The sequence below is a fragment of the Rickettsia endosymbiont of Oedothorax gibbosus genome, assembly GCF_936269705.1.
Taxonomy (GTDB): Bacteria; Pseudomonadota; Alphaproteobacteria; order Rickettsiales; family Rickettsiaceae; genus Tisiphia.
The window spans coordinates 2215908-2228772 of record NZ_OW370493.1 but is presented as its reverse complement, the minus strand read 5'-3'; the positions used below and the strand labels follow the sequence as shown (position 1 = coordinate 2228772).

Sequence of the window (12865 nt, the reverse complement as noted above, 5' to 3'; positions counted from 1 at the left end):
TAGTCAATTGACTATAATTAAAAAACTAGAAGAAGAGAGGCTGATATGACAAAAATTGATTTAATTTGTTACAAAAATTATTATGGATCAGTTCATTTTGATTCGCAAGAAGAGCTTTTTTTTGGAAAAATAGAATTTATAAGAGATTTAGTAAATTATGAGGCTTTCGAAGCCAAATCTCTGGTAAAAGCTTTTCATGAAGCAGTAGATAGTTATTTAGAAGATTGCAATAATAAGTAATTCTATATTTGGCAATTTCAAAGATTACTGGCAGCAAATTGCCAATTAATCATATGCTCTATATAAACTGAAACATAGTCTGGACGTTTATTGCGGTAATCTATATAGTATGCATGTTCCCAAACATCACAGTTAAGCAAAGGTTTCATAGACTTAGTAATAGGCGTTTCAGCATTACTAGTCTTTACTATCTGTAATTTTCCATTATTAGAGATTAGCCATGCCCAGCCACTAGCAAATTGACTTATTGCCGCTTGCTTAAATTCAGTAGCAAAATTCTCATAACTACCAAAATCTTTATTTATCTGCTCCAACATCATACCAGTAGGTTTTCCACCACCTGAAGGCTTAATAGAATGCCAAAAGAAACTATGGTTCCATATTTGTGCAGCATTATTAAATATGGCTGCTTCATCTGGCTTGGTACTTGCGTAAATTATTAACTCTTCCAAACTCTTCTTTTGTAATTCCTGATTATTTTGCAACAAATTATTCAAGTTAGTTACATATGTTTGGTGGTGTTTCCCATGATGGTAATCAAACGTTTCAGGGAAAAAATGTGGTACAAAATCACCTTTACCATAAGGTAATTCCGGCAAAACAAAAGGATAGGATTTTTGGTTAGATTGGTTGCAATATATCATAATTTTCTCATATTTAGCATAAAAAGCTTACATTTTCAGTATAGCCTATTTTAATAATCAATGTTCTTTATAATTTTTAGTATAGCACAAAATTTTCCAGCACTAAGAGATAGATTTAGGTAAGTCTATTAATAACTCTTCAAATTGTTGATTATTGGAATATTCTAGAGTAATCTTGTCTTTTATTTGGTTTTTAAACCAGGTAATTTGTCTTTTTGCATATTGCCTGGTTTTAATTTGTGCTAGATTTAAGGCAGTTTGTAAAGTAATTTCATTATTTAGATAAGATAATATTTCTCGCAGACCAATGGTTTTTATTGCAGAAGATATTATATCGGGAAAGTTTTCTTTAATTAGAGCTACTTCTTCAATTGCTCCTTCATTAAATATTTTTTCTAACCTAGTATTACATGTTTGATAAAGAAATTCTCGCTCCGGATGTAGAAAAATTACTTTAAAGTCAAATTCTGGAAGAATGGGTATATTCTGTGTAGCTTGGAAAGTAAATATAGATTGCTTGGTTTGCATAAATACTTCATAGGCTCTTATAACCCTCTGACTATCATGCTTATTTAATTTCTGGCTAGCCAATACATCAAGCTCTTTTAGTTGACTAAAGAATTGACATGAGCCAATCTTAGAGTGCAACTCTCTAACATATTGCCTAATCTCTGGAGATATTGTGGGTATTTCATTATAACCAAAAAGCAGGGAATTAATATATAACCCTGTACCACCAACAATTATTGGCAGCTTACCTCTATTACGGATGTCTGTAATTTTCTCAAGAGCATGATTTACATATTGTATTACTGAAAATTCTTGATCTACGGATAAAAAGTTATAAAGATGATATGGTATCTCGTCTCGGTATATTGGTGATGGTGAAGCAGTAATAATAGGGATATGCCTATATATCTGCATAGAGTCGTTGTTAACTATCTCGCCATCATATATTTTGGCTAAATAATGTGCCAAATAAGACTTACCACTAGCGGTAGGTCCGCATATAACTAACATTTTCTTATATCTCAAAATTCAACTTTTTTTCCTATATTTTGTTTTGATTCTGCTAAAGCCTTAAATAATTCTTGAGCGTTTTTAGGTGAACGTAATAAATAGGCAGTTTCTACTAAACTATCATAATGATCTTTTTCAAGCATTACTACTTCTTTTCCATTTTTCCTGTGAATACAAAAGACTTCAGTATTATCAGCAATTTGATCTAAAATTGTATTTAAATGTTGTCTAGTATATGAATAAGTTACTCTTTCCATTTGATTATTATATAATAAATATTGTGCAACATAATTGTACAATATTCTGCTATTGGTATACAAGCTTTTTTCTAATATATGTTGATAACATTCTAAAATGACAGTTTGGTAAAATAGCATTTGCTCCCAATATGGGTTCATGATAAAATTAATGCTAAAGAGATATAAAATTATGAACATACATATAATTAAAACAGAGCAAGAATACACATCCGCTTTGAGAAAAATAGATGAGTTACTTGAAGTTACAGAAAATTCTGAGCAGTCAGAACAACTAGAAATATTATCTATATTAGTAGAAGATTATGAGAGTAAACATTATAAAATAGAAATGTCCGATCCAATTGAAGCTATTAATTTCAGACTAGAGCAACTAGGGTTGTCACGCAAGGATTTAGAAAAGACTATTGGTTCTAGGGGGAGAGTATCAGAAATACTCAACAGAAAAAGGAATTTAACATTACCAATGATACGAAATTTACATGAGTATTTGAATATTCCAGCTGATATTTTAATTCATGAGACCAATGTCAATAAGCATTGAAGATTGACCCAACAACTGTTGAAAATTCGATAGAGGTTATTCATTATACCATGAAAAAAATAATAGGTCTAGATGTATGACAAGACCGGCGTTCCTAATTGCTTTTTTTACAACAACTGTTCGTTATTATGATTATGCTCTTTTTGGTCTATCAGCAACTATTTTATCCAAGAACTTTTTACCATTAGGATCAAATGATCAACAAATATTATTATTTTTTGCTATATTTAGTATAGCTGTAATAGCTCGTCCCATTGGTTCTATCATTTTTGGTTTTATTAGTGATAAATATGGTAGAATTGTCTCAGTGAGAATTTCGGTATTTTTAGCTACTATCTCGACAATTCTTATCGGGTTAACTCCTAATTTTGATAAAATTGGTATAGTGGCAACAATAATTTTAATATTTTGCCGTATGACATTTTTAATGAGTTTAGCAGGAGAAAGTGATGCAATAAAAATTTATGTTGTAGAAAAAGTGGGTAAGGCTAGCAAAAATTGTGCTAGTGGTATTGTATCATTTTGTAGTCAGGTTGGAGCATTGCTTGCGGCAACAATTTACCATTTTTCTACAGAGTTTGAGTCAATTGCTTATTTATGGCGAGCGAATTTTATTATTGGTGGAATTTTTGGCTTAATTATTATATTCCTGAGGCACTATTTTCATGAAAGCGAAGAATTTTTAAAATCTAGAAAAGATCATAAATCTGCTGATTATAACTTTTTTTATTTGGCAAAGATTATCAAAAATTTGCCTAGCAAATTTATTTTAGCAATATTAATCAGTGGCTGTATAGGGGGTATTTACCATTTCCTCATTTATTTTTTGGGAGTCTTTGCTGTAAAAAGTGCATTGGTTATGAATAGCCATCAATCTCAAATTATCAATATAGTTTTAATAAGCATTTATGCTAGTATGTCGGTATTGTCTGGTTTTTTAGCCGATAGGTTTTATCCTAAAAAACAAATTATCATCTCACTATCATTAAGTTTGTTAGTGATAATTATTGTACAATTGCTATTATATATAAAAATCTCGGTAATTTACTTTCCGGTAATACTTATCGGACTTGCTCCATTTTACGTAGTGCCATTACAAATTATTGTCCAATCTATGTTTGTAACTAATATTAGGGGCAGAATGTGTAGCCTATCTCATTCACTTGGTGGAATGATACTTTCATCGACAACACCATTTTTTTGTATGTTATTATGGCAATATTTTAATTCAATATACTTAGTGCTAGGATTTTTTATGCTATTATTACTAATATTGTGCAGTACAGTAATTTATCTGTATAGTGCAAGAGTTATAACAAATTATCAAACGGAAGGAGAGAATTTTGCCAAAAAAACATAATCTAATAAATTATGACTATAGTGCCTATAGTACTTTAAGACGGCTAGTAGTTGACCATATAAAACCCTATCTAAAACAGATTGGGGTGGCAGTATTGTTTATGGTAGTTAACGCTTGCTGTAATGCTTATATTGTTGAATTAGTTCAACCAACCATTGACCAAATATTTTTAACACATAATCGTCAAATGTTATTATTCTTACCGTTAATGGTAGTACTAACATTTACTATTAAGGGGATTGCTGAATATTATTCAAGTTATTTAATTAAATTTATTGGTCAGAGAATTTTAACTGATTTGCAAATTAAAATGTATGAACATTTATTATTTGCTGATATTCTATTTATTCAGTCTCAATCATCGGGGCGTTTAATATCACGTTTTACTAACGATATTTCGATGATGCGTGGTGCAGTATCGAATATACTGGTATGTTGTGCCAAACATTTTTTAACAGTACTAGGTCTGATCATAGTGATGTTTAGGTTAGAACCTAAGCTATCTTGTATTGTATTTATAGCATTTCCAGCAGCAATTTATCCAACACAACAATTAGGACGAAAAATTCGCAAAATATCCGGTCAAGCTCAAGAGGAATTAGCTAATTATACTTCAAGGTTAGATGAGACTTTTGGGTCAATTAAAATTGTTAAGTCTTTCTTAGGAGAGAAAATTGAAAGCAATCGAGCTTTATTGATTTCCAGCAATATTTTACGTTTTCTAAAAAAAACTGCCAAATTGGATGCACTGATCTCACCGCTTATGGAAATATTAAGTGGTATAACAGTTGGTGGGCTTATTTGGTATGGTGGATTGTTAGTCATAGAAGGAGAGACTACTCCAGGAGCACTTTTTGCTTTTATTACAGCCTTTATCACAGCGTATAGACCTTTTAAGAGTTTGGTGTCTTTAAATATCAACCTACAAGAGGGAATTGCTGCGACAAGAAGAATATTTAATATTCTAGATACTGAGCCTATTATTAAAGATAGTGTAAATGCTCAGACTATTCAGTTAGTTAATCCATCAATAATCTTTAATAATGTAGAGCTAAAATTTAATAATAAAGTAGCTTTAAAGCATCTGAATTTACAATTAATGCAAGGGAAGACTACAGCTGTTATAGGACGTTCTGGTAGCGGCAAAACTTCATTAGCTAATTTATTAGTAAGATTTTATAACCCAACTAGCGGGCAAATTTTAATTGATGATTACGATATTAAAGATATAAAAATTGACTCTTTAAGACGGCAAATCTCTTTAGTAACGCAAGATACTACATTATTTGACACTAGCGTTGCAGAAAATATTGCTTATGGTAACCCAGATGCTACTCGCAGTGAAATTATTACTGCGGCAAAATATGCTGATGCTGATGAGTTTATTTCACAGCTCCCATCCGGTTATGATACGATGATTGGTAATCAAGGTTCAACGCTTTCAGGTGGGCAGCGTCAACGTTTAGCGATAGCTAGAGCATTTTTGAAGCCAGCAGCAATTTTAGTTTGGGATGAGGCAACAAGTTCGTTAGACCAAAATTCTGAGCGATTAATTTTAAATTCTTTAGTAAATCTTCGTAAAGGTAAGACTACCTTAATTATAACCCATCGTTTATCGAGTATTAAGGATGTTGATCACATAGTTGTTATGAAATCTGGTATGATATCTGAGCAAGGAACTCACGCACAGCTTATAGAAAATAAAGCCGAATATTATAAATTATATCATAAAGAATTAGGAGAGGGGGAGAAGTGATAAGCTTAATATAGAAAAATAAATATACTACTATAGTCAATTGATGAGAAGTTGGTGACGTCGTTACTCGTCGCAGTCCAAATTCTCCTGAGTTGACTATACTGGGGCGAATAACGGGACTTGAACCCGCGACCCTCAGATCCACAATCTGATGCTCTAACCAACTGAGCTATATCCGCCATATAATCTGTGCTAAAGTAATTTATTATCACTTGTAAGTCAAGTATATTTAACTCACCTTACGCATAGCATTTAAAAGTTATATAGAAAATAGCTTGGCGTCATTGCGAGGAGCTAGTTTAGTAGCATTGAAGCAATAAAATTTGGTATTATTTCACTAATTCATCTAGTTTACCTGCTTTTTCAAGTTCATAAAGAGCGTCGCACCCACCAATATGCTTACCATTAATGAATATTTGTGGTAATGTAAGTTGTCCACTAGCTTTATGCTGTAGCTCTAATCTTTGCCTCTCATTATAATTATCTACGATTATTTCTTCGTAAGATATATTTTTTTGATTAAGTAGCTTTTTGGCCTTAGTGCAATAGGGGCAATGTGTTAATGTATAAATAATGACCGTGACAAATATACTTTTCATAAAAGTTATCCTATTTAATTGGTTATAAAACTATTATCTACATATAATAACAAATTAGCAAGTTACAAATTAATGATAAATAATTTTTCGATAGTATCTAAATATAGTCCAGCTGGCGATCAGCCAAAAGCAATTAATGAAGTCATTAAGGGGCTTGAATCGGGATTGCCTTCACAAATACTTTTTGGCATTACTGGTTCCGGTAAAACCTTTACTATGGCAAATGTTATTGAGAGAACCGGTCGACCGTCACTTATTATGGCTCATAATAAAACGTTGGCTGCCCAAATCTATTCAGAAATGAAGGCAATTTTTCCAAATAATGCCGTTGAATATTTTGTATCATATTATGATTATTTCCAACCCGAAGCATATATTGCAAAAACCGATACTTATATAGAAAAAGATTCTTCGATAAATGAACAGATAGATTTATTAAGACACTCTGCTACTAGGTCTCTTTTAGAACGTAGGGATGTAATTGTTGTATCTTCTGTTTCTTGTATTTATGGTCTTGGTTCACCGGGTCTTTATTATCAGATGACTATAAGCCTTAAGTCTGGAGAAATTTATGCTAGAGATAAATTGCTCAGTGACCTAGTAAGCTTACAATATAAGCGTAATGATGTGGGATTTGAGCGTGGTGCGTTTAGGGTAAAAGGTGATAATATTGATATATTCCCAGTACATTATAACGACAAAGCTTGGCGATTGTCATTTTTTGATAATAAACTGGAATATATCAGCGAATTTGATCCGCTTACAGGTGAAAAATTAGCTAAATTGGAGCAAGCTGTGATTTATGCTAAATCGCACTTTGTAACACCTAAAGAAGTAGTACAAAACGCCATATCACAAATTGAAGAGGAGTTACAACGACGTTTAGAATTTTTTAATACACATGGTAAGTTAGTAGAAGCTCAAAGGTTAAATCAACGTACCCAATATGATATGGAAATGATGATGGAGACTGGCAGTTGTAAAGGTATTGAAAATTATTCTCGGTTTCTAACTGGTAAAGCAAATGGACAGCCACCATCAACCCTATTTGAATATTTACCTAAAGATGCTTTATTATTTGTTGATGAAAGTCACGTATCTGTTCCACAAATTAGAGCAATGTATAATGGTGATAGGGCTAGAAAAACCGTACTAGTGGAACATGGGTTTCGTCTTCCGTCAGCCTTAGATAATAGACCATTAAAATTTGAGGAATGGCAAGATTTTAGACCTCAAACGGTTTTTGTTTCGGCTACACCGGGACCTTTTGAATTGGACGAAACAGCAGGGGTTATGGTTGAGCAAATCATCAGACCCACAGGGTTACTTGACCCAGAATGTATTATAAAACCAGCAACTAACCAAGTTGAAGATTTGCTAAGCGAAATTCAATCGACAATAAAGAAAGGATTTCGTATTTTAGTGATAACATTAACTAAAAAAATGTCAGAAGATTTAACAAATTATCTTCAAGAACTAGGGTATAAAGTATCATATTTGCACTCTAATATTCATACTCTTGAGCGTATTGAAATTATCAAAGATTTACGCCAAGGTACTATAGATATTATTGTTGGTGTTAATCTATTGCGAGAAGGTCTAGATATTCCGGAATGTGGACTTGTTGCCATACTCGATGCTGATAAAGAAGGCTTTTTACGCTCGGAAGTTTCGTTAATTCAAACTATTGGTAGGGCTGCAAGGAATAGTCAAGGAAGGGTAATACTCTATGCAGATCGTATTACCAACTCTATTGACAAGGCAGTAAGCGAGACATATAGGAGAAGAAAAATTCAAGAAGAATATAATAGACAGCATTCTATAATACCCCAAACAATTAATAATCATATCCATGCACTAATTAAATTAGAAAAACTGGATAGTAAGTTAGGTAATAAAAAACAAGCTCATATATTATTGGATAATCCAGTGAAATTAAAAGCTCATATCAATAAATTAAAAAAAGAAATGTACTCAAAAGCTAGTAATTTGGAATTTGAACAGGCAGCAAAAATACGAGATCAAATTAATACGCTAGAAGAAGCCGCTTTAGAGCTAACTTAGTTTAAATAGCCTGTCTAATTAATACTTATGTTTGACGTAAGTATTTATATATTATATAATGATAACTGTAAATATGATCTTCTATGATAAGAAGCTTTAAGTGTAAAAAGACAAATATATTATTTGAGGAACATATTTGTGATAAGCAATTCTTTGAAATATCAAAAAAGGCCCTTATTAAGCTTGCAATGATTGATGCAGCAAATATCTTAGATGATTTAATGATACCCCCTGCAAATAGATTAGAGAAATTGCAAGGTGACAGAGCTAATAAGTATAGTATTAGAATTAATGATAAATGGAGAATATGCTTTGTTTGGAACAATGGTGATGCTTACGAAGTAGAAATAATTGATTATCATAAATAAAAGGTAACTTATATGTATAAAATTAATCCGGTACACCCTGGCGAAATACTTAAGACTGAATTCCTGGAACCTTTTGGTATTTCGGCTTATAGATTAGCTAAAGATATTGAAGTACCAATTAATAGAATAACAGAGATTGTAAACAAACAAAGAAATATTAGTACTGAAACTGCTCTGTTATTGGCAAAGTATTTCAGTTTATCAGATAGTTTTTGGATTAGTATACAGTCAAGATATGATGAGGCAGTTACTAAGGAAAAAATATTTAACCATCTTGCCTCTATTCACCCTTTAGCTACCATGGGAAAAGGCATCATGTAATATAGTCAATTCAGGGGAAGTTGGTGACGTCGTCACTCGTCGCTCGCCTATTACTTATAGGCGTCGCTCCATCGTTCCTGCTACCCAATTCCCCTGAATTGACTATATAATAGATGGTTTGAATTAGATTATTTGACATAAAGCAAGGAATTGCATACTATACCGCCATTATAATGTCTTTGGAGAAAGCATGTCATCAAATCGGTTATATTTATTTCGAGATACGCGTTTTTTGCCTATCTTCATAGTACAATTTTGTGGTTGTATGAATGATAATATACTAAAGAATGCGTTAATTATATTAATTACCTATAAACTATCTAGTCAATTGGTGGAATCAGCCCAATTACTTGTACTCGCTGCTAATACTATCTTTGTATTACCTTTTGTAATATTTGCAAGTATTGCAGGGCAAGTAGCTGATAGGTATGAGCGATCAACTTTAGTTAAAATCATTAAATTATTTGAACTAACCATAGTGCTTTTTGCTACTTATGGATTTTTTGATAATAGTTTATTAATACTGTTTTTATCTATATTGTTTATGGGTATACATTCGGCATTTTTTGGACCAATCAAATATAGTGTTTTGCCAGACCATTTATACCGAAATGAGTTATTGGGAGCTAATGGATTCGTTGAGGCTGGAACATTTATTTCTATTTTAGTTGGTACTATTATTGGAGGATACTACACTATAAGTGGCAATTTAATAATCACTATTCTGATAATGATTGCTGTAATTGGCGTTATTGCTAGTTATTTTATGCCAAAATCAAATAATTCTAATTATGAAATTAAAATAAAATTAAATTTATTTCGCGAAAATATAGAAATGATTAAATATGCCAAATCTAAAAAGCAAGTATATTTAGCAATTTTTGGTATATCTTGGTTTTGGTTTATCAGTGCGGCAATACTTGCCCAAATTCCAGCTCTTGCTAAAAATACTTTTGGAGCAGATGAAAATGTTGCTAATTTGTTTCTTGCCACATTTTCAATTGGAGTAGGGGTTGGTTCTTTTTGGTGTAGTAAGATTTTGGGGAATGAAATTACCACGAAATATGTTTTTGTTTCAGCGATTGGTGTCAGTATATTTGGTATTGATTTATTTTTTGCCAGTCGAATTAGTGCAGTTCATTATGAACCGGAGCAATTAAAGAGTATATTTGTCTTTTTATCTAAAAAGCATAATTGGCGGATTATTATAGATTTATTTTTTATAGCTGCTATTGCGGGGTTATATATTGTTCCGCTTTTTGCAGTATTACAATATCTTAGCTCCTCAGCTCATCGTAGTAGAATAATTGCTATAAATAATTTTGCTAATGCTATATTTATGGCTGGGTCTACTGCAATACTTTCATTGTTATTCTATTGGGAATATTCGATACCATCGGTTATATTATTTATTAGCATACTTAACATAGTGGTAGCTTATTATATTTATCAATTAATTCCTGAAGTAAAAATAGTACCTTTTGCTGTTAACCGAGCTATTTTAAAATTTATTTTTGATTGTATGTACAGAGTGGAAGTAAAAGGTATTGAAAATTTTTATAAAGCTGGCAAAAGATCAGTAGTTATCGCCAATCATATTTCATATCTTGATCCTGCATTACTGGCAACTTATTTACCTGAAGAAATGACTTTTGCCATTAATACAAATATGGCTAAAGTGTGGTGGGTAAAACCGTTTTTAACGATGGCAAAAACTCTACCAGTTGATCCCGCTAATGCAATGGCTATAAAGAGTTTGATTAGGGAAGTACAAAAAGATAAAAAAGTTGCTATCTTTCCCGAAGGAAGAATAAGTATTACTGGTTCCTTAATGAAGATATATGAAGGACCTGGCATGATCGCTGAAAAAGCTGATGCAACAATTTTACCTGTAAGAATAGATGGTACACAGTTTACTAATTTTTCTAAACTTAAAAATATACTAAAAACACGGATATTTCCTAAGGTTACTATCACTATTTTACCACCAGTAAAGTCTCCTGCTAATCAGAATATGGATAATAGGGAAAAGCGTAAATATATAGGTCAGGCTCTTTATGATATTATGACTGATATGATATTTGAAAGCTCTGATTACCAGAATACTATATTTCAGTCTCTCCTTGAAACAGCAAAAGCTTATGGTTTTAACAAAAAAATAATACAAGATATTGATGATAAGTCTGTTACCTATCGTCAATTAATATTACAATCTTTTACTTTAGCAAATTTAATAAAACAGGATACAGAAGTAGCTGAGTATATAGGTATTATGCTACCTAACATGGTTGAAACGATTGTTACTTTTTATGCTATGCAAGCCTGTTCCCGTCGACCGGTCATGATTGATTATATGAGTGATGTTAGCAATGTAGTGGCATCGTGCAAAACAACGTCAGTGAAAACCGTCTATACTTCAAAACAATTTGTTGAAAAAACTGGGTTGCAAGAAATGTTGGCAAAGATCTTAGAAGTTAATATAAAAGTCATTTATCTTGAAGATTTAACAACAAGAGTTACTTTATATTTAAGAATTAAGGCTATGATAGCTAGCTTTTTCCCACAGAGTTATTATAGCAATATGTGTGCTAGTTATGATGACAATGATCCGTCAGTTGTCGTATTTACTTCAGGCTTTTCAGCTTCTCCTAAGGCTGTAGTATTGTCGCATAGAAACCTGCAAGCTAATAGATGCCAGGTTCTAGCTAAGTTACATTTTAGTCTAGATGATTTTGCCTTTATGGCTTTACCATTATTTCACTGTTTTGGTTTATCCGGCACAATAATGATGACGCTTAACGGTATACCAGCCTTTCTTTATCCTTCTCCTTTGCATTATCGGAGTGTTCCTGAGGTAATATATGATATCGGAGCAACGATTATATTTGGTACAGATGTATTTTTACATAATTATGCCATCTGTGCTCATCCTTATGATTTTTATTCTATAAGATACGTGTTTGCCAGTAGTGAGAAACTTAGGAAAGAAACAAGGCAATTATGGCTCGATAAATTTGGTATAAGAATTTTTGAAGGATATGGGGCGTCTGAAACAGCTCCAATAATAGCGTGTAATACTCCCATGCATTATCGTGGTGGAAGTGTAGGTCGTTTGATGCCTAAAATAGAATATTATATTAAACCAATTAACGGAATAGAAGAGGGGGGGCAACTATTTATTAAGGGACCAAATATCATGCTTGGCTATATGCACTCTAATAATCCTGGAGTTATTCATCCGACATCATCAGAAAATTTGGGTCTGGGCTGGTATGATACTGGGGATGTTGCAAAAATTGATAAAGATGGTTATCTTACCTTATTAGGTCGTGTTCAACAATTTGTTGCAATAGAAGAAGTAGTCTCGTTGGTATTAATAGAGGAATTAGCTAATATGATTGATGTTGATAGTAGACATGTGGCTATTTGTTCTGATGATGGTAATAAAGACAGACAAATTTTTCTCTTTACCACCAGTCAGACTATAAATAGGGAAAATTTTATAGAAATGATGCATAAAAATTCAGCATATCCGAGACAAAATACTGAATTAACAAAATATTTGCCAGAGATTATCCATGTTAAAGAAATACCGATTCTACCAATAGGTAAAGTAAATTATCGGCAAATAACTAAAATGCTTGAAAATTATGGAAAAGCAACTAGAATGCTGGAATGAGGTAAGGAACCTA

13 protein-coding genes and 1 tRNA gene are annotated in these 12865 nt (G+C 32.1%); 8 read left to right on the top strand and 6 right to left on the bottom strand.

The window, feature by feature from the left end:
• The first annotated feature begins 45 nt into the window (after nt 1-45).
• Nucleotides 46-240 carry a hypothetical protein gene (locus NBW66_RS12225; protein WP_239832603.1) on the top strand — a complete coding sequence of 65 codons (195 nt, stop codon included), beginning with the start codon at nt 46-48 and terminating at the stop codon, nt 238-240.
• Nucleotides 241-257: 17 nt separating this feature from the next.
• On the opposite strand, the gene NBW66_RS12220 is transcribed toward NBW66_RS12225, so the two are convergent.
• The 3 genes from NBW66_RS12220 to NBW66_RS12210 all read right to left on the bottom strand — a co-directional run bounded on the left by NBW66_RS12220 (nt 258) and on the right by NBW66_RS12210 (nt 2302).
• Nucleotides 258-884 carry a superoxide dismutase gene (locus NBW66_RS12220; RefSeq protein ID WP_250311153.1) on the bottom strand — a complete coding sequence of 209 codons (627 nt, stop codon included), beginning with the start codon at nt 882-884 and terminating at the stop codon, nt 258-260.
• Between the two features lie 102 nt (nt 885-986).
• On the bottom strand, nt 987-1919 hold the full coding sequence (gene miaA, locus NBW66_RS12215) for a tRNA (adenosine(37)-N6)-dimethylallyltransferase MiaA (RefSeq protein WP_348539281.1): 933 nt from the start codon (nt 1917-1919) through the stop codon (nt 987-989).
• Entirely contained in the window at nt 1916-2302 is a 387-nt protein-coding gene (locus NBW66_RS12210; RefSeq protein ID WP_250311152.1) for a type II toxin-antitoxin system Phd/YefM family antitoxin, read from the bottom strand. The genes miaA and NBW66_RS12210 overlap by 4 nt, the downstream gene beginning before the upstream one ends.
• 31 nt (nt 2303-2333) lie before the next feature.
• Here NBW66_RS12210 and NBW66_RS12205 point away from each other — a divergent pair, with 31 nt between their 5' ends.
• From NBW66_RS12205 to NBW66_RS12195, 3 genes are all read left to right on the top strand, one after another.
• Complete coding sequence (locus NBW66_RS12205) at nt 2334-2705, top strand: helix-turn-helix domain-containing protein (RefSeq protein WP_250311151.1); 372 nt, start codon at nt 2334-2336, stop codon at nt 2703-2705.
• Nucleotides 2706-2781: 76 nt separating this feature from the next.
• Nucleotides 2782-4065 (top strand): MFS transporter, encoded by a 1284-nt coding sequence (locus NBW66_RS12200; protein WP_250311150.1) that lies wholly within the window; start codon nt 2782-2784, stop codon nt 4063-4065.
• Nucleotides 4049-5821 carry an ABC transporter ATP-binding protein gene (locus NBW66_RS12195; RefSeq protein WP_250311149.1) on the top strand — a complete coding sequence of 591 codons (1773 nt, stop codon included), beginning with the start codon at nt 4049-4051 and terminating at the stop codon, nt 5819-5821. Before NBW66_RS12200 ends, NBW66_RS12195 begins: the two co-directional genes overlap by 17 nt.
• 102 nt (nt 5822-5923) lie before the next feature.
• Here NBW66_RS12195 and NBW66_RS12190 read toward each other — a convergent pair.
• A tRNA-His gene (locus NBW66_RS12190) sits at nt 5924-6000 on the bottom strand.
• Between the two features lie 150 nt (nt 6001-6150).
• On the bottom strand, nt 6151-6420 hold the full coding sequence (gene grxC, locus NBW66_RS12185) for a glutaredoxin 3 (RefSeq protein WP_250311148.1): 270 nt from the start codon (nt 6418-6420) through the stop codon (nt 6151-6153).
• A gap of 75 nt (nt 6421-6495) precedes the next feature.
• Between grxC and uvrB the strand changes: the two genes are divergently transcribed.
• The 3 genes from uvrB (at nt 6496) to NBW66_RS12170 (ending at nt 9173) form a co-directional block, all read left to right on the top strand.
• Nucleotides 6496-8484, top strand: coding sequence for an excinuclease ABC subunit UvrB (gene uvrB / locus NBW66_RS12180; protein ID WP_250312197.1), 1989 nt, complete (start codon nt 6496-6498; stop codon nt 8482-8484).
• 83 nt (nt 8485-8567) lie between these two features.
• The gene (locus NBW66_RS12175; protein WP_250311147.1) at nt 8568-8852 is read left to right on the top strand and encodes a type II toxin-antitoxin system RelE/ParE family toxin; all 285 of its coding nucleotides are present in this window, start codon (nt 8568-8570) and stop codon (nt 8850-8852) included.
• 12 nt (nt 8853-8864) lie between these two features.
• Complete coding sequence (locus tag NBW66_RS12170) at nt 8865-9173, top strand: HigA family addiction module antitoxin (protein ID WP_250311146.1); 309 nt, start codon at nt 8865-8867, stop codon at nt 9171-9173.
• Between the two features lie 10 nt (nt 9174-9183).
• Here the strand turns inward: NBW66_RS12170 and NBW66_RS12165 are convergent, their stop codons facing one another.
• A complete protein-coding gene (locus tag NBW66_RS12165; protein WP_250311145.1) occupies nt 9184-9312 on the bottom strand; it encodes a palindromic element RPE2 domain-containing protein in 129 nt (42 codons plus the stop codon).
• Nucleotides 9313-9363: 51 nt separating this feature from the next.
• On the opposite strand from NBW66_RS12165, the gene NBW66_RS12160 reads away from it, so the two are divergent.
• On the top strand, nt 9364-12852 hold the full coding sequence (locus tag NBW66_RS12160; protein ID WP_250311144.1) for an acyl-[ACP]--phospholipid O-acyltransferase: 3489 nt from the start codon (nt 9364-9366) through the stop codon (nt 12850-12852).
• Nucleotides 12853-12865 lie beyond the last annotated feature (13 nt).

Coding starts and splice junctions, on each gene's coding strand:
- NBW66_RS12220 (WP_250311153.1), bottom strand. CDS start 884: ATGATATATTGCAACCAATCTAACCAAAAATCCTATCCTTTTGTTTTG.
- grxC (WP_250311148.1), bottom strand. CDS start 6,420: ATGAAAAGTATATTTGTCACGGTCATTATTTATACATTAACACATTGC.
- NBW66_RS12165 (WP_250311145.1), bottom strand. CDS start 9,312: ATGTCAAATAATCTAATTCAAACCATCTATTATATAGTCAATTCAGGG.
- NBW66_RS12160 (WP_250311144.1), top strand. CDS start 9,364: ATGTCATCAAATCGGTTATATTTATTTCGAGATACGCGTTTTTTGCCT.
- NBW66_RS12205 (WP_250311151.1), top strand. CDS start 2,334: ATGAACATACATATAATTAAAACAGAGCAAGAATACACATCCGCTTTG.
- NBW66_RS12225 (WP_239832603.1), top strand. CDS start 46: ATGACAAAAATTGATTTAATTTGTTACAAAAATTATTATGGATCAGTT.
- NBW66_RS12175 (WP_250311147.1), top strand. CDS start 8,568: ATGATAAGAAGCTTTAAGTGTAAAAAGACAAATATATTATTTGAGGAA.
- NBW66_RS12170 (WP_250311146.1), top strand. CDS start 8,865: ATGTATAAAATTAATCCGGTACACCCTGGCGAAATACTTAAGACTGAA.
- NBW66_RS12210 (WP_250311152.1), bottom strand. CDS start 2,302: ATGAACCCATATTGGGAGCAAATGCTATTTTACCAAACTGTCATTTTA.
- NBW66_RS12200 (WP_250311150.1), top strand. CDS start 2,782: ATGACAAGACCGGCGTTCCTAATTGCTTTTTTTACAACAACTGTTCGT.